The sequence below is a fragment of the Candidatus Bandiella woodruffii genome, from assembly GCF_034359465.1.
GTDB lineage: Bacteria > Pseudomonadota > Alphaproteobacteria > Rickettsiales > Midichloriaceae > NDG2.
The window spans coordinates 1-20,294 of sequence record NZ_CP110820.1 but is presented as its reverse complement, the minus strand read 5'-3'; the positions used below and the strand labels follow the sequence as shown (position 1 = coordinate 20,294).

The following is a 20,294-nucleotide window of genomic DNA, read 5'->3' as shown; positions in this document are numbered from 1 at the left end:
ATATCTACGCTTACATGTTTTTCTTATAGCCATACCAAAATTTACTACCACCCTTGCACCCTATTTTGGCTTGTTTATCATGTGCGACTTTAGGCAAGACTTCGTTGTTAAGTTTTTCATATTTTTGTTTTCTGGCTTCATCCCGCTCTTCCCATAAATTAGCTTTGGAGATCAAGTGACTTGCATCAACAAAAGTAAATACCTCGCTCATATATCCTTGAGATTTTAGTTGATCTCTAAAAATGGCAAAGATTTTTGATAACAAATTTGTTCCTATCTTTGAGCGGATTCTACTAAAAACGCTATAATCAGGTGTGGCTTCGGTTAAATCAAAATCACAAAACCACTTGGCTGCAACACTGTCACTCAAATATCTTTCTAGTTCACGATCTGACAAATCTTCCATAAACTGTAACAACAAGCATTTAAATAAACGTAAAACACCATATCCCTTATAATTAGCAGGAGATTCAATTCCCTTCAGCTCTTGCTCTACTGCCCCAAAATTAAACAGCTCCTTAAATTTGCGATATTGATGCTCACTACCAACCAATTGATCCAAACATACCATTATTATTTGATGCGCTGATGACATTTTTCTCTTCTTTATTCTGTAATCCACTCCACTATACCTTTCTTTATTCCATCTTGCAACACTCCCATTACTTATAATCGTGTTAACTATGTGCATTGGATGTTCTGGAAAAGGACAAAGTACGTATGGAACAAAACAAACTAGATAATGTCGTCATGAGATTTTAAGCCAAAGAGATAAACATCTAATCTGAATTGCGGCAAGGAAAGAAGCTGAATTTTTAGCATATCTGGTTGCAATTCCCCTCCATCTTTTAAGATGAAGAAAGGTGTTTTCTACAATATGCCTTATTTTATATAAATCTTTATTGTATTTTCTCTGGGTGATTCTGTTCTTTTTAGGAGGAATAACAACTCTCATGCCCAATTCTTGGGCATGGTCAATTATGTAATTAACATCGTACCCTCTGTCGGCTAGTAAGTACTCAGCTTTCATCTCTTCAATAAGATTAACAGCCTGCTTGCAATCAGCTTCTGAGCCTTTTGTGACAATAACTTTGAGTGGCATACCATGTGAATCCACGGCAAGGTGAATCTTTGTATTGAGCCCCCTTTTGTACGACTCATATCTTGATTGCCGCCTTTTGCACCTGAAGCATGTGGATGCACTTTACTATGACTTGCGTCTATCATTAACCATTCCATATCAGGTTCTTTCACAAATATCTCCAATAAAGCCTCCCATATCCTTTTGTCTCTCCATCTGCAAAATCTTTGGGAGTGTTGCCATAAGATAGATAAGATGCTAAAATGAATATAGCGAGCAACAAAGAAAATAGAAATATGAATACAGAGTGTAAAAAATGCAGTAGCAGTAAATACGTTAAGAATGGTAATATTAGGGGTATGCAAAGGTATAAATGCAAAGAGTGTGGATGTAATTTTACAAACACTAAATTAAGAGGCTGTTCGCCAGAGATGAAGGCTCTGGCAGTGTTATTGTACAGCATGGGAAAAAGTAGCTTTAGATGGCTAGGGAAATTATTTAAAGTAGCTCATACTAGCGTATATAAGTGGATAATACTGTATGCTAAAAAGATACCAAGACCAACAGTGCCGGAAGAATTGAGAGAAGTTGAAATAGATGAGATGTGGCATTTTGTAGATTCAAAAAAAACAAATTATGGATATGGAAAGCCTATAGTAGGGAGCTCAAGAGAGTTGTTGCCTGGGTGGTTGGTAAGCGTAACGTTACAACCTTTAGAAAATTGTGGAAAATCATAAGTAGAGATAATTGCAGTTATTACACAGACGATTGGTCTGTTTATTCAGAGGTTATACCTCGCCATCAACATGTTGTTGGCAAACAACATACACTCTCAATTGAGTCCAATAACTCAAACACAAGGCACAGAATTGCAAGAATGACCAGAAAAACAAAGGTAGTTTCAAAATCTGAAGAAGTTGTCGATCTTACGATTAAGCTCTGGGTACATTTTGAGGATAACAATAATTTCCTAAGTGAGCAGGGCAATTTTATATCTATCTTTGGCTAACACTCTGTAAAATCTTTTATGTGTATTTTTCCATCCTCCATATTCTGAAGGCAAATCTCTCCAGGGAGAACCTGTTCTTAATATCCAAAATACTGCGTTAATGAATCTTCTGTTATTATGTGCCAAACCTCCCCACGTACCTTCCCTTCCTGGCAAATGATCCTTTATCAAATCCCACATATTATCTGTTATATCATGCCTATGTAGCCCTAAATCCATTTTTACTCCTGATTTATCTTTTCTTTCATATTATACCACAAATCTCATGACGACACTATCTAAAAATGGTAAAGATTTTTGATAACAAATTTGTTCCTATCTTTGAGCGGATTCTACTAAAAACGCTATAATCAGGTGTGGCTTCGGTTAAATCAAAATCACAAAACCACTTGGCTGCAACACTGTCACTCAAATATCTTTCTAGTTCACGATCTGACAAATCTTCCATAAACTGTAACAACAAGCATTTAAATAAACGTAAAACACCATATCCCTTATAATTAGCAGGAGATTCAATTCCCTTCAGCTCTTGCTCTGCTGCCCCAAAATTAAACAGCTCCTTAAATTTGCGATATTGATGCTCACTACCAACCAATTGATCCAAACATACCATTATTATTTGATGCGCTGATGACATTTTTCTCTTCTTTATTCTGTAATCCACTCCACTATACCTTTCTTTATTCCATCTTGCAACACTCCCAAACACTAAATTAAGAGGCTGTTCGCCAGAGATGAAGGCTCTGGCAGTGTTATTGTACAGCATGGGGAAAAGTAGCTTTAGATGGCTAGGGAAATTATTTAAAGTAGCTCATACTAGCGTATATAAGTGGATAATACTGTATGCTAAAAGGGAGTGTTTTAAAAGGGATAGGAAAGAAGAAAAGAATGTGATATAAGGAGAGGGAAGGAAAAAAAAGAAAGGGAAAAATGGAGAAAATAGAATGTAAATATTGCAAAGGGAAAGGGGTATCAAAAAATGGATATGCAAGGAAAAAGCAGAGATACAAATGTAAGAGTTGTAATAAAAACTTTACAGAAGGAGATGGTAGGAAGAATTGGAAATATGGTAATAAAGAGAGGAGCATGGTGATAAAGATGTATCTAAATAACTGCGGAATTAGGAGGATAGCTCACATATTAAATATCCCGTTAAGTACAGTATTTTATTGGATCAAACAAGCAGGGAAAGTAGTAGATGAGATGGTGACGAATCAAAAGATAGAGGGAGATAAGAGGCGTATAGAGATATTAGAGATGGATGAGCTATATACATACGTCAAAAAAAAGAGAATAAAACAAGAATATGGACTGCTGTCGATAGGGACAGATTCAAAACTGTTGCGTTTAAAGTAGGTTCAGGTGATAAAGAAAATTACGTAGATTTAGCTCGTGAGCTAGGAGAAAAATACCAAATTCGTTATATGTGTACAGATGGGTATGAGGTCTATTGTCATTATAAAATTGCTCAAATACATCTGCAGACAAAGTCTGAAACTTGTTTGGTTGAGAGCTTCAATTCCTCCTTAAGGGATATGCTTGCTAGATTAAATCGCAAGACTAAACGCTTTAGCAAGTGTTCTGAGATGCTAAGATTATCCCTTGTTTTATTTTTTAACAAAGCTTTAGCTCTTTCTATCTATTTATGAACACTCCCTGCTAAAAAGATACCAAGACCAACAGTGCCGGAAGAATTGAGAGAAGTTGAAATAGATGAGATGTGGCATTTTGTAGATTCAAAAAAAACAAATTATGGATATGGAAAGCCTATAGTAGGGAGCTCAAGAGAGTTGTTGCCTGGGTGGTTGGTAAGCGTAACGTTACAACCTTTAGAAAATTGTGGAAAATCATAAGTAGAGATAATTGCACTTATTACACAGACGATTGGTCTGTTTATTCAGAGGTTATACCTCGCCATCAACATGTTGTTGGCAAACAACATACACTCTCAATTGAGTCCAATAACTCAAACACAAGGCACAGAATTGCAAGAATGACCAGAAAAACAAAGGTAGTTTCAAAATCTGAAGAAGTTGTCGATCTTACGATTAAGCTCTGGCTACATTTTGAGGATAACAATAATTTCCTAAGTGAGCAGGGCAATTTTATATCTATCTTTGGCTAACACTCTGACAGAACCTATATGCAGCAGTTCAATATCTTCCCCATAATGGGGTTTTTATGTTTTTGATTAACTCTTGATGCGCTGCCTTCTCTGTTTCGGAAGAGATAAAACTTCTGTTTGGAAAATTCAAGTTTTGCCTGTTTTTTCTACTTACATTCTGGTTTTGAAAATTAAACTTCGCCTGCGTCCCGCTCACTAACTCAACATACACCATTGCAAGCAACTCAGAGTCAATTAAAGCACCGTGTTTATCCCTTTTATCTAAACTAATATTGAATTTTTTACACAAAGCGTCGAGATTAGCCGAAGCCCCAGGATACTTTTTTCTTGCAATTAACAACGTATCCACCACTCCGCTTATTGAAATTTTTGGCATTCCCACTAAAGAAAACTCATGGTTAATAAAACCTATGTCAAACTTGGCGTTATGAATAACAAGTGTGGAATCTTTTATGAATGCAGCAAAATCTTTCGCGACATCTGAGAATAATGGCTTATCCTTTAAAAATTCATTGGAAATGCCATGTACATTGAATGCCGCATTATTGACTCTTCTTTGGGGATTAATATAAGTATGAAAGAAGTTATCTGTCTTTATTTTATTTATTAGTTCTATACAGCCTATCTCTATAATTCTGTCGCCTTGTCTGTAGTCCAGGCCGGTAGTCTCTGTATCCAGAACAATCTCTCTTAAATCTGCCATAGTTTATTATTTTTTTTAGTGAATATAACATATAAAGTCCGTTTTCGCTGCAGATTGTGTAATCAGATTGACGAATTTTTTCATCCGCAGGCATCTGCTTTGCAAGTATTTCAAAAAACATTTCTTTTGTCATGCGTTTTCTTAATGACGCTCTCTTTAGCATGGTTTTTGTCGAAGAATAAAGGCATATTATCCAATCAAAGTATTGCGCTCTGTTTTTTTCAAATAACAATGGTACTTCAACCACCAAAGACCTGCCGCCACTTTTTTTAACAGTTTGAGCCAGTTCTCTAAGTTTGTTATGTGTGTATGGATGTATTATATCTTCAAGTTTTTTCATTGCAGTCTTGTTGCTGAACACCTCTTTCCCCAAACTCAACCGACACACTTCGCCATTTTTAAAAACATTACTGAAATTTTTTAACAATTCCTGCTTTATATCAATGTTATCTCGCATAGCCTGATGCACTAAAGCATCCATAGAAACTGTACGAAACCCCAATTTAGCTAAATATTTTAGAGCAAAACTTTTTCCCGTACAAATGCTTCCAGTAATGCCTATTACTTGGTTTTTTCTAGGGATTATTCTCATCATATGGTGTTTCAACTTCATACCCCAATCACTTCAAAACCGGCGTTGTTATATTTCGGACCTCACATTTTGCCATTTATGATGCTTCAACTTAAAAAATTAAAAACGTGGCGGAATGAATGCCCAGGCTGCGAGGGAGCGCGCGATGAATGAGGCGTCGCAAAACCTGTATAAACGAAGGATAATGATGTCCAATTGCAAACTTGCTTCACTATGACTTTAGGATTCAATATGTTCTGCTATGTTCATGAGAGACGCTCTTATCTCAATATCTCGATTTTGATTGATGATTTTAGCTAGATCATCGTTTTGTTTTAAAGTTCTTTTTTTATATGTAGGCTTTATAGCATCATCCAACGGAAAGTCGGCTTTATCACATAAAACCACCTTTATTTTGGTAATCACCTTGTAACCGAAATAGATATCAATTTTGCTAAGTATAGTTGGGATCATCATCTCCAGTTCAAGACCACAAGAGGGATTTATTGCTTCCAAAAATAGGGTTCCGCCCCCCGACTTATCCTTGCCAAACTTCACACTTAGAGGGAAAGCCCTAGTTTTTAGTTGCTCTCCTGCTATCAAGGTCCAATCTGCTATAACCCTGTAAAGAACAGACCCTTGTTTCTTAAAAGCAGGGGTAGATACTTCTCTTACATGCTCTTTCAGCCACACGCTAACTTACGCTGTAGCGACTGATTCTTCAATAGACTTAACCTTATGGGCTAGCTTACTTACTTTTCTAGACGCTGTGTTTAGTTTTAAAACATTCTTCGTGACCGCCTTCATTATTATAGACTCGGCCTGTCTCAAAGCAGCAATTGCTTGAGTCAAGTCTTTAGACTTAACCACTTCCTCTACTTTTTTTGAATACGTTTTAATTTTTGTCTTTGTCGCTCTGTTTCTCAAAGCTCTTTTTAGAGACTGTTTGTGTGCTTTTATAGCTGATTTATGCTGTGCCATATACTTTTATACTTACCTTGAATAAAACTCGACTATCAAATTTGGCTCCATAGTAACTGGATAAGGAACCTCAGCGAGACTTGGAACTTTTAAGTATGTTGCTTTCGAATTGGAAGCATCCAATTTTATATAGTCTGGTACTTCTCTTTCACTTCTTTGAGCAGCATCCAAAACCACCAAAAGTTTTTTAGACTTATCTCTAACTTCTACTACATCTTCTGGCTTCAATCTATAACTTGGAATGTTAACCGTTTTCCCATTGACTTTCACATGTTTGTGTGTAACAAACTGCCTTGCCGCAAACATAGTGGTCACAAATTTAGAACGGTATATAAAAGCATCTAATCTAGATTCTAACAAAGCAATAAGATTCTCTCCAGTATCTCCTTTCCTTCTATTGGCTTCTTTATATATTGATCTAAACTGCTTTTCAGTTATGTCACCATAGTATTTTTTAAGCTTCTGCTTAGCCAAAAGCTGAGTACCGAACTCTGTAGTTTTTTTGTATCCGGAAGCACCATGCATCCCAGGAGGATAATTTCTTTTATGATAAGGGTCTTTACTTGTGCCCCACAAAGCCGCTCCTATCCTGCGACTAATACCAAATTTCCTATTTAATCTTTTTGACACTATAATAAATTATGACAATTCTTATCCCGCAAATATAATATAAAAAGCTGATAAGTCAACTACTATTACACAGATGCTTAAGAAGGCCGCATGGAACAAAAGGGGCTATGCGATTGGACCTAAGATATCACTTAGTATAGCATTTAAAACAAGCCGCCCTTTTAAAGTCGTTGCCAGCATATCTTTATTGCAAGTTAAAAACCCCTCATTCACAAGTTTTTCGGCAACTGGCTTGTTTTGAATGGTATTGATGTTAATTCCCTCGTTCAGCCTCAACCCCATCACAAGTTTTTCTACTCGCTGCTCCTCATTAGTTACCATTTTTTTTGATTGAATTGGGAGCTTGCCATTTTTTAAGCTTTCTCTCCATTTAGATGGGCTGTAACAGTTAATGCATGAATAAACAACGTCATTCGTTTCATACCTACCATGAGCCCCAGGGCCAATCCCTATGTAATCGCCCAGCTTCCAATATACCATATTATGTTTGCACTCAAACCCATCTTTTGCGTAGTTAGAAACCTCATATTGATGAATAGCTCTTGTTTTTAAAATATTATGGGTTAGCTCATACATACTGGCACTAATCTCCTCATTTGGCAGACAAAATGCCTTTCTCCTATGTTCAGTAAAAAATTGGGTACCTTTCTCAATTGTAAGTTGGTAACAGGAAATATGATGGGCAATATATTGTAGGGCAAAACTTAACTCTTTTTCCCATTCATTGACGGTTTGGTTTGGCAAAGCATAAATTAAATCAAAAGAATAGTTGCTAAAAACACTGCAGGCAATATCTATTGCTTTTACAGCATCTTGGTATGAATGTGATCTGCCCAAAAACTTTAAATTCTCATCTTTAAAGCTTTGCACACCTATGGATACACGATTAATACCGGCTTGTTTAAAAGAGTAAAAACTTTCCCTTTCTATGGAGTTGGGGTTAGCCTCAAGCGTGATCTCAACCTCATCTGAAACATCAGTTTTTGACGCGATTTTAGTAAGTATCGCATCCACCGTATGCGGCCTCATTAAAGACGGAGTGCCTCCTCCAAAAAAGATTGTTTTAACCTTTTTGTTGGCGATCATTTCTCCATACAAGTCTATCTCTCTAAGGTAAGCTTCTTGCCATATGTCATGGTCTATTGAGTCGTTTTCATGGCTGTTAAAATCACAATAAGGACATTTTGTTTTACAAAAAGGCCAATGTATGTAAATGGACAATTCATTCTTCATGTTCTCCTTCTAGAAACATATAAATATAAAATAAATATGATATAAAAGACGACTATGGCAGGCATAATGAAGTCGTCAATTTGATAAAACAAAGTTGCTGCTTTTAATTTAGGTGGAAGGATTACATCAATTATGTACTCGACATCAAGCTTACTAATTTTGATTACATTTCCAAATACGTCCACCACTCCTGAAACACCTGTATTAGCAACCCTAATCATAGGCAAGCCATACTCTATGGCACGGACCACACTTATGTTGAAATGCTGGTATGGTCCTAGGCTTTTGCCAAACCAAAAATCATTGGTAGCATTAAGAATAAATCTGTATTCTTTGTAATTCAAAATTTTCAAACGGTTTTTATCAGCGATGGATTCCGAACAAATAAGCGGCAGAATTTTAACACCATTGCCAAGGTCAACCACGTTGTTTTTCTTTCCTTTAACTATGTCACCAATACCAGCGGAATGCGCAATCTTTTCTATAAAATAGATAGTATTCCTATAAGGTACGTATTCTCCAAATGGAACTAACACCCTTTTATCATAATAGTCAAGCGCCATGCTATTTTTGGCGACAGCCACGAGGGAGTTAAAATCTAAACGCTCATTAAGATCGTTATATTCAACGCGGTCAGCACCAAAGATTAAAGCTGCGTTCTGATTTGGAGGGACAAAATGTTGCATCATATCCAACCAATTTTTATGTATAGGATATGGAAACGCAGCCTCAGGCCAAAAGATATAATGTTGTTTGTCAAAATTTGGGGACAGGGTTAGCCTAGACAGATCATTGAGCGCTGCCTCCTGTTTTTTCTGGTCACCGAAATGGTGCTGCTGAGCATTAGGCTGAACAAGCCGTATATGTATATCGTCATCACCATCCGTCACCTCATGGGTAGAAATACGCATCATACCCCAAGCACATATGATCAAAAAAGCTACAACATTAAAAGCAATGTATTTTCTGTTCCCAGAAAAAATACTCGTTGAGAACAGTGTAATAAGCAACCCAGCCCCATACGCACCAAATAACGAAAGTGTTTGAGCAAAAAAAGGCAAAGATGTGGAAGAATAGCCTAACAAACCTATAGAAAATGGGAAAAATATGTTGCTTCTTAGATACTCAAATATTACCCATAAAAAAGCAAAGTTAAAAGAAAAAATCACCCCGTTTCTTCGCCCTATTTTTGTGAGGATGGTAAAAAACCCTGTAAGCAAAGCGAAAGGTATGGGAATGATTGCAGATAAAATTGGAACTAACCAACTCAAGCCAAGCGGAACTTTATATATTGAAAACGGTATCCAATATAGGTGGATCAAAAAATAACCATATCCAAAGAATGCTCCAAACAAAAACAAATCTTTATTATTTTGGCAATTCCGTATCAATAGAGAAAAGACACCTAAAATCAGCCAAAATGGAAAAATAGAGACAGGATAAAAAGAAAGAGTTAATAGGATCCCCAGGGTAAGGAACAATAGGTAATAAAGCCACCTGTTTTGACTTTGATTCAATCTCAAAAATTTTTGCATCAGCACAATTTAAAAGGCCATTGTGGCTTAATACTTAAAAAAATTCAATAAAAATATCCGCACGTTAATCTAAAAGAAACGTGTACCTCTCGTAAATCAAGAGTTGATGAAATTTATAGACGAAAGAGAACTTGGAAAAGAGCTAGGAATACAAGCGATGAGCATGAGGCGCGTACATATGTACGTAACGAAATGCGAAGTCCGAAGTATGACGACGCCAATTTTTCAAGTTATCGGAGTATATACTTCGCAGTATCGCATAACGCTTGAGTACAAACACTCCCTATGCTCATCGCTCGTATTCCTAGCTCTTTTCGAAATTATCTGTCGTCTATCATAATATAGAGTTGCCATGATTTGGCCTATGTAAGTACGCTCACTACGGCAGTAACGCAAGAGATTTGCTAAATAGCAATATGGTGGAGGGAGCAGGATTCGAACCTGCGAACGCATACGCGGGCAGATTTACAGTCTGCTGCCTTTGACCGCTCGGCCATCCCTCCATAGTTAAATCTTGAAGGCCTTATAGCAAGCTGGATTGAACCATAATTTTAAATAAAATACAAGATGAATAATGTAAATTTTCAATAAACTTAATGTTTTTTGCGCTACAATGGCTCTTTTTCTACTTCTTCCCCGCTCTCTTCTTCAGAAGAATTTTGCATAAAATCAAATATAGAGTCTGATTCTTTAGAGAGCTCAGATAATCCATCGTTTTGGTCAATATTGCGCCCGAGCTCATTGTCTTCAAAAGAAACGGCATCTTTTTTGAAACTCTCATTTATGTATTTACGCCCTTGAACAAAATTATTCCCTTCAATTGTTTGTCCAGTATCTTGGTCGATATACCTTTTTTCAATTGAATCTGGTATATCAAATTGACGATCTGGAATGAACTTAGCTTTTTGGAAGAAGTCAACAAAGATGGGAAGAGCAACGTTGGATCCTTGAGCATGCTTCCCCATGTCTTTGGGGATATCATACCCAACAAACACACCAACCGTAATATCGGGAGTCATACCGATAAACCACGTATCAAAACTGTTATTTGTTGTGCCAGTTTTTCCTGCCACCACCCTATTTAATACTTGCGCTCTTTGCGCTGACCCCCTCAAAACAACACCTTCTAATAAAGATAAAATTTGGTAGTTGGATGCAGAATCAATGACCATTCTACCCAAAAATCCAATTTCTGGACGCGAATCTGCGCTGTCACAATCATCACAAAACAGGTCATTGGGAGAGTATAGCAAATCCCCATCTTTATTGTATACGCTATCAATTAATTTTGGCTGTTTCAAAATGCCGTTATTGGCTATACTTGCGTAAGCAGTTGTGATTTTTAGCAAAGTTGTTTCAAATGCACCTAAGGCCATCGAATATGTCGGCTTGATATCCGAATTATAAATCAGATATCTCTCTGCAATATCGGCCACCTTATCCAATCCAATACCAAGCACCAAACGTAATGTGGAAAGGTTTCGAGATTTTTCAAAAGACGTTCTTAAAGTAATCAAACCAAGGTATTTGTCTCCGTGATTTTTAGGGTTCCAGGTTGGCAGCCCATACCCTAAATCTACCTGCAATGGTTCATCAAGCACCAAGGTATTTGGGGAAATACCTTGCTCAAACGCAGCCATATATACGAATGTTTTAAACGCTGAACCTGGTTGTCTATATGCTTGAGTCGCCCTATTAAAATTGCTTTGTCTGAAATCATAACCGCCAATCAAGGATAGGACCTTACCAGATTTATTTTCGATTATGGCAATGGCTCCATTCACTTCCGGTATTTGTTCTATTTTATACTTTTGAGTTAAGGCTCCATCAATTAATAGAACATCACCTATCTTAAAAAGTTTTTTGACCTGCCGCTCTAATTGAGCGCTTGAGTTAGTCACCCAGGCATATGCATCTTTACCCAACTGAATGGCCTTGCCATCATCCAATGTAATTTCAAGAACCGTTCCATTGATTTTTGTTACCACACCCAGAGAATAATTGTCGTGATAGATTGCGCCATTTATTCTTTTTAGGGCTTCATTAGCGCTTTCCTTCTGCAAATCAACTTTAGCAACCGCACCGCGCCATCCTTTTTTCTTATCGAAATTTCTCAATCCTGTTTTTAGCACCTCTTGTGCAGCTTCCTGAAGCTTTAGGTCTATATTAGTATTCACCAAATATGCCTGATAATATATATCATTAGCATCAAATAAGTTGACCAACTCATTTTTAACTGCATCAGTATAGTAGTCTTCATACTTATTGTTTCTGATAGAAGAATAGCTTAGTTTTATAGGCGTTTTTACTGCGTTTACAGCCTCTTCAGCAGATATGAAGTCTTCCTCTTCCATCCTGTGAATTGCCCAATTTCTACGCTCTAATGCCCTGTTATAATTTTTATAAGGGTTAAGAGTTGATGGTGCTTTGGGAAGAGATGCAAGTAAAGCCGCCTCTTCTATACTGATATGCTTTAGTTCTTTGCCAAAATAATTTTGCGCTGCAACATAGACTCCGTATGAATGATTGCCTAAATATATCTGATTTAGATAGATTTCCAGAATTTCTTCTTTACTGAATTCTTTTTCAATCCTATAAGCCAATATTGCTTCTTTAAACTTACGTATTAAACTGCGCTCGCTATTAAAGAAAAAACCTTTGACCACTTGTTGAGTGATGGTGGACCCACCTATAAGCCGCTTGTTTCTTGCTAAATTTATGACATTTTGCGCTGAAGCCCTTGCAACGCTCATTATGTCAATACCCCGATGCTGAAAAAAATTTTTATCTTCAGCTGCTATGAATGCATTGATCACAATTTCGGGAATATCTTTATATTTTGTATACACTCTTTTTTCGTTAGCATACTCGTCCAAAATTCTGCCGTTACTGTCGTATAATCTTGTTATGCCAGCTGGTTTGTATTGTGCCAGTTCCTTATAGTCTGGTATGTCTTGGATGAAAGTGATGAATAAAAATATACCCAAAAAGGCTGTGATAACCGCAGAAGTAAAGATTATTGATATACCCAGCAGAACTTTTTTCACGACACCACTTTTCTTTACTGTTCTTTTTTTTAACTTACTCATTTAGTACTGCAAAATTTATAAATAGTGTTTTAGCAGGTATCGCCAATTTATAAAGAAAAATTTATTTTATTTAAAAGGTCCCTGATAGAAATTTTTAGGAATTTGTAGAAAGAGTGAAAATGAAAACCTTAGTTTATCTGGATAAATGAGAATCGCCATTTTGCTCTGACACCAAAATTACAAAGAATATCATTATGCAGGGGCATTTTTAATACACAGACTAGCATTTATTCAAATCAAACTAGAATACTTTGCACCCTTTAAAATCACAATTTTTCGTCAGAACCAAATGTTTGTATATTGCCCAGATACAAACAGGGTACAAGGTATTGTTAATTAAATATAGATATTTGCAATAAAACGCTCTATAATGATGTGAGTTATTCATGAATATAGAGATTTATATGATTTTGTGCAAAAGTTGCGGAAGTGAGAAGATAGCTAAAGACGGAATAGTCAAAAATAAGCAGAGATATTTATGCAAGGAATGCAGAAGAACATTTCGTATTGGGGATGGTAGGGAAAAATATCCATTAGAGAAAAAGATCAAAGTTGTGAAACTTTATACCGAAGGAATGGGAATAAGAGCTATATCCCGGGGAGTGTTCATAAATAGATAGAAAGAGCTAAAGCTTTGTTAAAAAATAAAACAAGGGATAATCTTAGCATTTCAGAACACTTGCTAAAGCGTTTAGTCTTGCGATTTAATCTAGCAAGCATATCCCTTAAGGAGGAATTGAAGCTCTCAACCAAACAAGTTTCAGACTTTGTCTGCAGATGTATTTGAGCAATTTTATAATGACAATAGACCTCATACCCATCTGTACACATATAACGAATTTGGTATTTTTCTCCTAGCTCACGAGCTAAATCTACGTAATTTTCTTTATCACCTGAACCTACTTTAAACGCAACAGTTTTGAATCTGTCCCTATCGACAGCAGTCCATATTCTTGTTTTATTCTCTTTTTTTTGACGTATGTATATAGCTCATCCATCTCTAATATCTCTATACGCCTCTTATCTCCCTCTATCTTTTGATTCGTCACCATCTCATCTACTACTTTCCCTGCTTGTTTGATCCAATAAAATACTGTACTTAACGGGATATTTAATATGTGAGCTATCCTCCTAATTCCGCAGTTATTTAGATACATCTTTATCACCATGCTCCTCTCTTTATTACCATATTTCCAATTCTTCCTACCATCTCCTTCTGTAAAGTTTTTATTACAACTCTTACATTTGTATCTCTGCTTTTTCCTTGCATATCCATTTTTTGATACCCCTTTCCCTTTGCAATATTTACATTCTATTTTCTCCATTTTTCCCTTTCTTTTTTTTCCTTCCCTCTCCTTATATCACATTCTTTTCTTCTTTCCTATCCCTTTTAAAACACTCCCATATCCCGCATAGAAAATGTCTGTGCCCCACTGCTAATTCATTGGATTAGATCATTTACTAAAGCGATAAAAGAAAAGCTTCGTACCACAGAAATACCAGATAATGCTAAAGAGATAGAGATATTGGAAGCAGATGAGTTATTTACTTATTATCAAAAAAAACAAAACGCGCCTATATATGGCTTGCTGTGGACCGAAACAGGAATCAAGCTATTGATATTGCAGTAAGTAAAAGCCGTGACAAATTTGTTTTTGTTAGAATGGCTCAGAGATTGCAACGCAAAGGCTACAAGGCCAAGATTTTATGTAGCGATGGTTATGAAAAGGATATGGCTACTATAAATTGGCAGATAAGCACATTGTATCGAAATCTGAAACATGTCTGGTTGAGTCAATCCCCTTATACGACATTACTTAACAAGGTTCAATAGAAGGACGAAACGATACTCCAAGGCATTCGATATGATTTTTGCATCGATACCGATTTTATTTCATAAAACAACCTTGTTAGCTATACTTACTTAACAACGCTTATGTGGATAATTTTATTTGCTTGTTAATCCAACATCTTATGTTATAATCGCGCTGTAAAAACGTATTGTGAGCATAGCAATGGAAACAAAAACAAAATTTACAATAAATTATCCTGCTTTATTCGTCACTGTTATCTACCCCATCATTATAGCGTTGATCGCAATCTTTTATACCAACAAGTACGGAATTGGGAAATTTGAAATTATATCAATAATTGCAACATACTATGTGATAAACATTTCCGTAGGCGTAGGACTGCACAGATTGTGGTCACACGGAGCTTTTAAAACAAAGCCTTGGGTGGAAGTTATTTTTGCATTTCTAACAGCTGGTACGTTGCAGGGACCAATTTTGGCTTGGGCCTCTGATCACATGTTGCATCATAAATATACCGATGAAGAAAAAGACCCACATACCGCGCTGAAATATAAGAATAAGATTATAGGTTTTTTGTGGTCTCACATGGGATGGATGATTCTTTCCGATACAGCTCATAAAAAAATAGACAGGCTCGCTCTGGTTAAGTTGGGCAAAAATAAAATTGTATTATGGCAATTTAAGCATTACTGGAAAATAGCAGTGTTTATGAACACAATTGTACCACTGGCCTTAGGTTATTTAATTGGTGGGAACATCCAATATGCAATTAGTGCATTTATATTTATGGGAGTGGGTAGAGCCATACAGCAACAGGCTACTTTTTGCGTAAACTCTGTTGTACACATCAACATGGGGACGAAAAAGTATTATTATGGCACAGCGAGAGATATCTGGTGGTTGTTTTTTATGTTATTAGGAGAAAATTGGCATAATTTCCACCATGCATTTGCTAGTGATTATAGAAATGGGCATAAGTGGTATCAATTCGATGTTCATAAGTGGATAATAGCGTTGATGGAAAAAGTTGGCCTTGCAACAGATTTGGTTGTTACTTCTGATGTTAGAATTAAGTCTATGATGGAAGAAGTAGAGAAAAAAACTCGTGCTAATTTCCAAAGCAAATTGGATTTAATAGAAAAAGCAGCCCAGTACATCCATTCGGTTGCTTTGGGAAAACTTAAGGCAGCCGAAGGATCGGCTATTAAGTTAGCTTCAGATTTGAGTGATAACCTAAATACTTTGGTACTGAGAGCGAAAACCACATTGAGGTATGTTCAAGATATGAAGTCAAGAGCAAGTGGTATTGAAGAAGAGTTAATGTCAAATTTATTTAACAAGTATGAGAAGCTAAAAAAAGCTGCATTAAAATTGGAAATACCTGTTGGCAATTTTTAGATTTTAAGGTACAATTGGTCTCTTTTGATTTTTTCGGGGCATAGCGCAGTCTGGTAGCGCACCTGGTTTGGGACCAGGGGGTCGGGAGTTCAAATCTCTCTGCCCCGACCATTGGTGATATATCGTGATTAATTTTGGATATAAACATGACGAAATAATGGACTTGATAAAAAAAAACTTAGCCAATAACACTCTTCTGCATGCACTCTTGATATATGGAGAAAGTGGTTCTGGTAAGACTTTTTTATCAAATCAGTTGGCCAGTATAATACTGAATAACGAAAACGCTAAAAATCACGGCTCTCATCACATAGACTTAAAATCTTCCGAAGATATCTTTATCCTGGGTGGCATTGCAAACACATCTTCCAGTATTATAACCGTTGAAGAAGTCAGAAGTATCAAGCGTTGGCTAAGTTTCACAGCGCTTAGGGCAAAACGAAAAGTGATATTAATTAACGACATTGATATGATGAATATCGCTGCGAGCAATGCTTTTTTAAAAATTTTGGAAGAACCGACTGGGGAAACGACGATACTATTGAACACCTCGAGAATGTCTAGTCTGCCACTTACATTGATATCTAGGTGTATAAAACTCAAATTACGCAAAAAGACACAGGAAGAATTTTGCGCAATATTGCTTAGCTTATTTCCTGAGAAATCTAATCTACAACTCAAAACATTATACTTCACCTGTGATGGCGATCTTAACCTGGCCATTAATTTAATAGATAACAATCACGACAGCTTCGCTAGTCATGAGGAAATTTTCAACCATATGGCACAATTTGATTTAGATACAAATTATGGGCTTAGAGCATTCATTAACTTGTTGCACAAGTTCTATGCAGAGACATTGGAACTCAAAATAAAAAATCATCAGCCGATTTTGAATTCATTCTTCATTAACACGAATAAAATTCAACGCATTTTATCTAACATTCAGCATTTAAATAAGACTCACGCAAAAGAATTAATCGTCAATATTTTAAAAGAATGCGCACACATTTAAAAAATTACACGATCGTTGGACTGACTTGTTTTATTGCTTGTTTCATTGATCAATATTCAAAGCAGTCTGTGCTCCAGATGATTGTCAGCAATGGGGCTTTGGAAGTAACAAGTTTTCTGAATTTCATCATTGTATGGAACAAAGGTGTGAGCTTTGGACTTTTTAGTGGCTATAATTGGAGCCCAAATATTTTTATAATTATAGCGATTGTTATCATTGTCTTTGTATTATGGTTGCTAAAGGCATATAATCCTGTAATTCAGGGATTAATCATTGGGGGAGCACTTGGTAACATGATTGATAGGGCGTTGTTTGGAGCAGTTTTTGACTTCATAGACATACATGCTTTTGGTTGGCATTATCCAACATTTAATATTGCTGATAGCTTTATCGTCTGCAGTGCAATTGCAATTATACTACAGGAAGTGTTACCATTGTTGCACGTCAAAAAACGCAATAAAATTTGAGCAGTACGCACTTGATAATTAAGAGGATTGGGAAGATTATATTTTCAACTTCTTATGATCACGTAGCAATATTGTAATGATAGAGGTAAGCAATGATAGTAGCATATATGATGCCATGAACCCGTATGATCCTAAAATTTTCATAAAATATGACACATATATCGGCCCCATAATGGAACCGAATGCATAAGCGATTGCTAAACATTCCACACCTCTGATAATCTCGGATTTCTCTAAGCTGTCACATACAAGGTTCATACTTATTGGAAAGGTCGTTAGGGAAAAAATCCCAATAATTGCTCCAATACCTACCAACACATAAAAATCTATTAGACTCTTATACTCAAGCAATATAAATAAGGCCAGTAAGCAACCGAATATAAAACTAAGACCTACTTGCATTTTTCGTCTGTCTATTTTATCCGAAAGTGCTCCCAAAGAATATTGCGCCAACACACCACCAACCAAAAGAGCTACGGCAACGATAATCGCAACTTGCTCAGCATTATGCACTACTTCTTCTACATAAATCGGAAACATCGAGTATATCGATGATATCATCATGCCTGAGATTACACAGCCAATAAACCCTGCTGGGGATGCCATATATACCGTTTTAATCTTGATAGTAGCATGCTGACTAAAAACCGGAGGCTTCACCGGGAATGCAGTCAATGGAATAATCGTGCTAATCACCAACATGGATGATATACAGAATGGAACAATTGAATTGATTATTTCTTCTGATAGAAATGCTTGCCCCAAAGAATATCCAGCATAAGAAACAATCATATACATAGCTAAAGCCCTACCTCTAAAAACTTCTGACATAGAACATAGTATCCAACTTTCTATGATAATATACAATCCGGCAAGACAAAAACCTTGTATGAATCTACAACTAAACAGTGTGTAAATATTCTCATGAACACCAGGTAACATAGTTGTAACAGCCATGATAGCTGCAAAAACAGAAAATGAATTGACGTACCCAACAATCTTGATAAAAGCTGAGGCTCTCAAAGAACCTACAAATATACCGGCAAAGTTAACAGCTGCCACAAAACCTATTAACATCGATGAACCTCCAGCCAACTTTAACTTCAGCGATAAAACCGTGTTCATCAAGCCAAACCCAGCAGCTAAAAACCCCGTACTTAACAGCAACAAACCTATTGATAGAAAAAACTCTCTAACTTTACTATGGCTGGTCATTTGTTTTACTTGTAATTTTTATACGATGGTATTGTACTATAGATTATTGATTTTTCATACACTAATAGAACTTTTTATTGTATTGATATGCCCGGCTAAATTTGAATCATTATTAATTAACGGCTGCAATTTGTTTAGATAATACAAAACAGTGGCGTGATTTCTATTCCCAATTTTTTCACCGATAAGTTTCAAACTATCTGAAGTAATTTCTTTAGCAAGATACGCAATAATCTCTCTTGCTAAGACCAGCTTCTGAGTTCTCTTCTTAGAGAGTATATCAGCGTTAGAAACCCTGTAAAATTTCGCTACGCTCTTGATTATATTTTCTGTGGTTATTTTTTTGAAAGAGCTTTTCATATAATTATGTATGTATAAGCATATGTTTTCTACCGAAGCTTCTTTGCCAGAAATTGATAAATATGTTGTTAAGTTATTCAAAGCAGCTTCTAGCTCCCTTACATTCGTTGTAATTTTCTCAGCTATTAAATTTAAAATTTGGGAATTAAATTTTATAGTGTTGTTAGCATTGTAGTGCTCTAAAATTTCAAGACGCAACTGATGATCGGGCGAATTAATGTGCACTGTATTACTGGAAATGAGCAACGACTTAGTTCTTTCATCAGCTAAGTCAAGCATATGAGCAGGCAAACTTGAAGCAATAACAATAGTTTTTCCAAATTCAATGATTGAATTTAAGGTTAAAGTAAATTCTTTTTGAGTGCTTTCTTTGCCGCATATAAACTGTATGTCATCTATTAAGAAAGTGTCTATCTCATTAATTTTGTTTCTTAATTCAAATAGGGTGTTATTTTTTACTGCATTAACAAAATTATGCATGAATTTTTCAGCACTCAGATAACCAACTTTATGAGATGGAGAATTTCTGGTCATTTCCTCAGCTATTGATTGCAACAAGTGAGTTTTCCCCATCCCAACATGTGAGTGGATATAAAATATACTGTTATGACTATAAGGAATATTTTGGGATGAAATGTCTTTACTGATTTCATATGCAAGATGATTGCTGGCCCCTACAACATAATTTTTAAACGTAAATTTAGGATTTAATCTGGAAAATACATTGTGGTGAATGTCAGCCTTATCATATGATTGAGATACCTCACACTTTTTTTCAATATCTTGGTCTACCTTAACTGAAAATTTCTTTATTTTCCCATCTATCTTGGCAATTTCTTGTTTAATCATTAAAAAATAATTGTTAATCAACCATTCTCTGACAAAGTTGGTCTTAACAGAGATTATTAGCGTGTCTTCACTAAGAGTCAAAAATTTTGCATCATCCAACCAAGTTTTAAACTGGTCTGCTTTGATCAACTGTTTTAAGTTTGACAAAGTTCTTGTCCATATCGCCTCTCCATATCCTTGTTCATTATTGGGTACTGGAATGATGTTTAAAGCCTGCAT

24 protein-coding genes, 2 tRNA genes and 2 pseudogenes are annotated in these 20,294 nt (G+C 36.0%); 11 read left to right on the top strand and 17 right to left on the bottom strand.

Features of this window, described 5'->3' with window-relative positions; all coding sequences use genetic code 11:
* Nucleotides 1-10: 10 nt before the first annotated feature.
* Together Bandiella_RS00130 and Bandiella_RS00125 are read right to left on the bottom strand one after the other, a co-directional pair.
* Nucleotides 11-691, bottom strand: coding sequence for a transposase (locus Bandiella_RS00130; RefSeq protein ID WP_323732647.1), 681 nt, complete (start codon nucleotides 689-691; stop codon nucleotides 11-13).
* Between the two features lie 57 nt (nucleotides 692-748).
* Nucleotides 749-1,323: pseudogene (locus tag Bandiella_RS00125) on the bottom strand (IS5 family transposase); the annotation flags it as partial.
* Nucleotides 1,324-1,344: 21 nt separating this feature from the next.
* Between Bandiella_RS00125 and Bandiella_RS00120 the strand changes: the two are divergent.
* Nucleotides 1,345-1,818, top strand: a complete 474-nt coding sequence (locus Bandiella_RS00120; protein WP_323732830.1) for an IS1/IS1595 family N-terminal zinc-binding domain-containing protein — start codon at nucleotides 1,345-1,347, stop codon at nucleotides 1,816-1,818.
* A complete protein-coding gene (locus Bandiella_RS00115; protein ID WP_323733367.1) occupies nucleotides 1,722-2,090 on the top strand; it encodes an IS1 family transposase in 369 nt (122 codons plus the stop codon). The genes Bandiella_RS00120 and Bandiella_RS00115 overlap by 97 nt, the downstream gene beginning before the upstream one ends.
* 3 nt (nucleotides 2,091-2,093) lie before the next feature.
* Here the strand turns inward: Bandiella_RS00115 and Bandiella_RS00110 are convergent.
* Both Bandiella_RS00110 and Bandiella_RS00105 read right to left on the bottom strand, forming a co-directional pair.
* Nucleotides 2,094-2,309: pseudogene (locus Bandiella_RS00110) on the bottom strand (transposase); the annotation flags it as partial.
* Nucleotides 2,310-2,364: 55 nt separating this feature from the next.
* Nucleotides 2,365-2,799 (bottom strand): transposase, encoded by a 435-nt coding sequence (locus Bandiella_RS00105; RefSeq protein WP_323732916.1) that lies wholly within the window; start codon nucleotides 2,797-2,799, stop codon nucleotides 2,365-2,367.
* Between the two features lie 25 nt (nucleotides 2,800-2,824).
* On the opposite strand from Bandiella_RS00105, the gene Bandiella_RS00100 reads away from it, so the two are divergent.
* The 4 genes from Bandiella_RS00100 (at nucleotide 2,825) to Bandiella_RS00090 (ending at nucleotide 4,215) form a co-directional block, all read left to right on the top strand.
* Nucleotides 2,825-2,989: a hypothetical protein gene (locus tag Bandiella_RS00100; RefSeq protein WP_323732915.1), complete on the top strand. Its 165-nt coding sequence runs from the start codon at nucleotides 2,825-2,827 to the stop codon at nucleotides 2,987-2,989.
* Between the two features lie 31 nt (nucleotides 2,990-3,020).
* Nucleotides 3,021-3,446 carry an IS1/IS1595 family N-terminal zinc-binding domain-containing protein gene (locus tag Bandiella_RS00095; protein ID WP_323732659.1) on the top strand — a complete coding sequence of 142 codons (426 nt, stop codon included), beginning with the start codon at nucleotides 3,021-3,023 and terminating at the stop codon, nucleotides 3,444-3,446.
* On the top strand, nucleotides 3,359-3,739 hold the full coding sequence (locus Bandiella_RS07385; RefSeq protein WP_407651267.1) for an IS1 family transposase: 381 nt from the start codon (nucleotides 3,359-3,361) through the stop codon (nucleotides 3,737-3,739). Before Bandiella_RS00095 ends, Bandiella_RS07385 begins: the two co-directional genes overlap by 88 nt.
* Nucleotides 3,740-3,810: 71 nt before the next feature.
* On the top strand, nucleotides 3,811-4,215 hold the full coding sequence (locus tag Bandiella_RS00090; RefSeq protein ID WP_323732914.1) for an IS1 family transposase: 405 nt from the start codon (nucleotides 3,811-3,813) through the stop codon (nucleotides 4,213-4,215).
* A 28-nt stretch (nucleotides 4,216-4,243) separates the two neighbouring features.
* Here Bandiella_RS00090 and dnaQ read toward each other — a convergent pair whose 3' ends face one another.
* The 9 genes from dnaQ to Bandiella_RS00045 all read right to left on the bottom strand — a co-directional run bounded on the left by dnaQ (nucleotide 4,244) and on the right by Bandiella_RS00045 (nucleotide 12,957).
* Nucleotides 4,244-4,918: a DNA polymerase III subunit epsilon gene (gene dnaQ, locus Bandiella_RS00085; protein ID WP_323732913.1), complete on the bottom strand. Its 675-nt coding sequence runs from the start codon at nucleotides 4,916-4,918 to the stop codon at nucleotides 4,244-4,246.
* Nucleotides 4,815-5,510 carry a dephospho-CoA kinase gene (coaE, locus tag Bandiella_RS00080; RefSeq protein WP_323732912.1) on the bottom strand — a complete coding sequence of 232 codons (696 nt, stop codon included), beginning with the start codon at nucleotides 5,508-5,510 and terminating at the stop codon, nucleotides 4,815-4,817. Before coaE ends, dnaQ begins: the two co-directional genes overlap by 104 nt.
* A 219-nt stretch (nucleotides 5,511-5,729) precedes the next feature.
* Nucleotides 5,730-6,182, bottom strand: a complete 453-nt coding sequence (locus tag Bandiella_RS00075; RefSeq protein ID WP_323732911.1) for a DUF721 domain-containing protein — start codon at nucleotides 6,180-6,182, stop codon at nucleotides 5,730-5,732.
* Between the two features lie 6 nt (nucleotides 6,183-6,188).
* Nucleotides 6,189-6,470: a 30S ribosomal protein S20 gene (gene rpsT, locus Bandiella_RS00070; RefSeq protein WP_323732910.1), complete on the bottom strand. Its 282-nt coding sequence runs from the start codon at nucleotides 6,468-6,470 to the stop codon at nucleotides 6,189-6,191.
* A gap of 12 nt (nucleotides 6,471-6,482) precedes the next feature.
* A complete protein-coding gene (gene rpsD / locus Bandiella_RS00065) occupies nucleotides 6,483-7,100 on the bottom strand; it encodes a 30S ribosomal protein S4 (RefSeq protein ID WP_323732909.1) in 618 nt (205 codons plus the stop codon).
* 105 nt (nucleotides 7,101-7,205) lie between these two features.
* Complete coding sequence (gene hemW / locus Bandiella_RS00060; protein ID WP_323732908.1) at nucleotides 7,206-8,333, bottom strand: radical SAM family heme chaperone HemW; 1,128 nt, start codon at nucleotides 8,331-8,333, stop codon at nucleotides 7,206-7,208.
* Entirely contained in the window at nucleotides 8,330-9,868 is a 1,539-nt protein-coding gene (lnt, locus tag Bandiella_RS00055; RefSeq protein ID WP_323732907.1) for an apolipoprotein N-acyltransferase, read from the bottom strand. Before lnt ends, hemW begins: the two co-directional genes overlap by 4 nt.
* A 417-nt stretch (nucleotides 9,869-10,285) precedes the next feature.
* A tRNA-Tyr gene (locus tag Bandiella_RS00050) sits at nucleotides 10,286-10,371 on the bottom strand.
* Nucleotides 10,372-10,476: 105 nt separating this feature from the next.
* Entirely contained in the window at nucleotides 10,477-12,957 is a 2,481-nt protein-coding gene (locus Bandiella_RS00045) for a penicillin-binding protein 1A (protein WP_323732906.1), read from the bottom strand.
* Between the two features lie 386 nt (nucleotides 12,958-13,343).
* Between Bandiella_RS00045 and Bandiella_RS00040 the strand changes: the two genes are divergently transcribed.
* Complete coding sequence (locus tag Bandiella_RS00040) at nucleotides 13,344-13,577, top strand: transposase-like zinc-binding domain-containing protein (RefSeq protein ID WP_323732905.1); 234 nt, start codon at nucleotides 13,344-13,346, stop codon at nucleotides 13,575-13,577.
* Here the strand turns inward: Bandiella_RS00040 and Bandiella_RS07380 are convergent.
* Together Bandiella_RS07380 and Bandiella_RS00035 are read right to left on the bottom strand one after the other, a co-directional pair.
* Nucleotides 13,564-13,908: an IS1 family transposase gene (locus Bandiella_RS07380; RefSeq protein WP_407651266.1), complete on the bottom strand. Its 345-nt coding sequence runs from the start codon at nucleotides 13,906-13,908 to the stop codon at nucleotides 13,564-13,566. The genes Bandiella_RS00040 and Bandiella_RS07380 overlap by 14 nt on opposite strands.
* The gene (locus tag Bandiella_RS00035; RefSeq protein ID WP_323732659.1) at nucleotides 13,857-14,282 is read right to left on the bottom strand and encodes an IS1/IS1595 family N-terminal zinc-binding domain-containing protein; all 426 of its coding nucleotides are present in this window, start codon (nucleotides 14,280-14,282) and stop codon (nucleotides 13,857-13,859) included. The genes Bandiella_RS07380 and Bandiella_RS00035 overlap by 52 nt, the downstream gene beginning before the upstream one ends.
* A 690-nt stretch (nucleotides 14,283-14,972) precedes the next feature.
* Between Bandiella_RS00035 and Bandiella_RS00030 the strand changes: the two genes are divergently transcribed.
* From Bandiella_RS00030 to lspA, 4 genes are all read left to right on the top strand, one after another.
* Nucleotides 14,973-16,169, top strand: a complete 1,197-nt coding sequence (locus tag Bandiella_RS00030; RefSeq protein WP_323732904.1) for an acyl-CoA desaturase — start codon at nucleotides 14,973-14,975, stop codon at nucleotides 16,167-16,169.
* Between the two features lie 34 nt (nucleotides 16,170-16,203).
* Nucleotides 16,204-16,280: transfer RNA gene (locus tag Bandiella_RS00025), tRNA-Pro, on the top strand.
* 13 nt (nucleotides 16,281-16,293) lie between these two features.
* On the top strand, nucleotides 16,294-17,184 hold the full coding sequence (locus Bandiella_RS00020) for an AAA family ATPase (protein ID WP_323732903.1): 891 nt from the start codon (nucleotides 16,294-16,296) through the stop codon (nucleotides 17,182-17,184).
* Nucleotides 17,169-17,651 carry a signal peptidase II gene (gene lspA, locus Bandiella_RS00015; RefSeq protein ID WP_323732902.1) on the top strand — a complete coding sequence of 161 codons (483 nt, stop codon included), beginning with the start codon at nucleotides 17,169-17,171 and terminating at the stop codon, nucleotides 17,649-17,651. The genes Bandiella_RS00020 and lspA overlap by 16 nt, the downstream gene beginning before the upstream one ends.
* A 36-nt stretch (nucleotides 17,652-17,687) precedes the next feature.
* On the opposite strand, the gene Bandiella_RS00010 is transcribed toward lspA, so the two are convergent.
* Nucleotides 17,688-18,866, bottom strand: coding sequence for an MFS transporter (locus Bandiella_RS00010; protein WP_323732901.1), 1,179 nt, complete (start codon nucleotides 18,864-18,866; stop codon nucleotides 17,688-17,690).
* 54 nt (nucleotides 18,867-18,920) lie between these two features.
* Nucleotides 18,921-20,294 carry a chromosomal replication initiator protein DnaA gene (gene dnaA / locus Bandiella_RS00005; RefSeq protein WP_323732900.1) on the bottom strand — a complete coding sequence of 458 codons (1,374 nt, stop codon included), beginning with the start codon at nucleotides 20,292-20,294 and terminating at the stop codon, nucleotides 18,921-18,923.

What these genes read in the sequence shown, in the direction of transcription:
- coaE (WP_323732912.1), bottom strand. Translation starts at nt 5,510, where the DNA reads ATGAGAATAATCCCTAGAAAAAACCAAGTAATAGGCATTACTGGAAGC.
- rpsT (WP_323732910.1), bottom strand. Translation starts at nt 6,470, where the DNA reads ATGGCACAGCATAAATCAGCTATAAAAGCACACAAACAGTCTCTAAAA.
- dnaQ (WP_323732913.1), bottom strand. Translation starts at nt 4,918, where the DNA reads ATGGCAGATTTAAGAGAGATTGTTCTGGATACAGAGACTACCGGCCTG.
- hemW (WP_323732908.1), bottom strand. Translation starts at nt 8,333, where the DNA reads ATGAAGAATGAATTGTCCATTTACATACATTGGCCTTTTTGTAAAACA.
- Bandiella_RS00045 (WP_323732906.1), bottom strand. Translation starts at nt 12,957, where the DNA reads ATGAGTAAGTTAAAAAAAAGAACAGTAAAGAAAAGTGGTGTCGTGAAA.
- Bandiella_RS00100 (WP_323732915.1), top strand. Translation starts at nt 2,825, where the DNA reads ATGAAGGCTCTGGCAGTGTTATTGTACAGCATGGGGAAAAGTAGCTTT.
- Bandiella_RS00030 (WP_323732904.1), top strand. Translation starts at nt 14,973, where the DNA reads ATGGAAACAAAAACAAAATTTACAATAAATTATCCTGCTTTATTCGTC.
- Bandiella_RS00040 (WP_323732905.1), top strand. Translation starts at nt 13,344, where the DNA reads ATGAATATAGAGATTTATATGATTTTGTGCAAAAGTTGCGGAAGTGAG.
- Bandiella_RS00010 (WP_323732901.1), bottom strand. Translation starts at nt 18,866, where the DNA reads ATGACCAGCCATAGTAAAGTTAGAGAGTTTTTTCTATCAATAGGTTTG.
- Bandiella_RS00120 (WP_323732830.1), top strand. Translation starts at nt 1,345, where the DNA reads ATGAATATAGCGAGCAACAAAGAAAATAGAAATATGAATACAGAGTGT.
- lnt (WP_323732907.1), bottom strand. Translation starts at nt 9,868, where the DNA reads ATGCAAAAATTTTTGAGATTGAATCAAAGTCAAAACAGGTGGCTTTAT.
- lspA (WP_323732902.1), top strand. Translation starts at nt 17,169, where the DNA reads ATGCGCACACATTTAAAAAATTACACGATCGTTGGACTGACTTGTTTT.
- dnaA (WP_323732900.1), bottom strand. Translation starts at nt 20,294, where the DNA reads ATGCAGGCTTTAAACATCATTCCAGTACCCAATAATGAACAAGGATAT.
- Bandiella_RS00035 (WP_323732659.1), bottom strand. Translation starts at nt 14,282, where the DNA reads ATGGAGAAAATAGAATGTAAATATTGCAAAGGGAAAGGGGTATCAAAA.
- Bandiella_RS00095 (WP_323732659.1), top strand. Translation starts at nt 3,021, where the DNA reads ATGGAGAAAATAGAATGTAAATATTGCAAAGGGAAAGGGGTATCAAAA.
- Bandiella_RS00130 (WP_323732647.1), bottom strand. Translation starts at nt 691, where the DNA reads ATGCACATAGTTAACACGATTATAAGTAATGGGAGTGTTGCAAGATGG.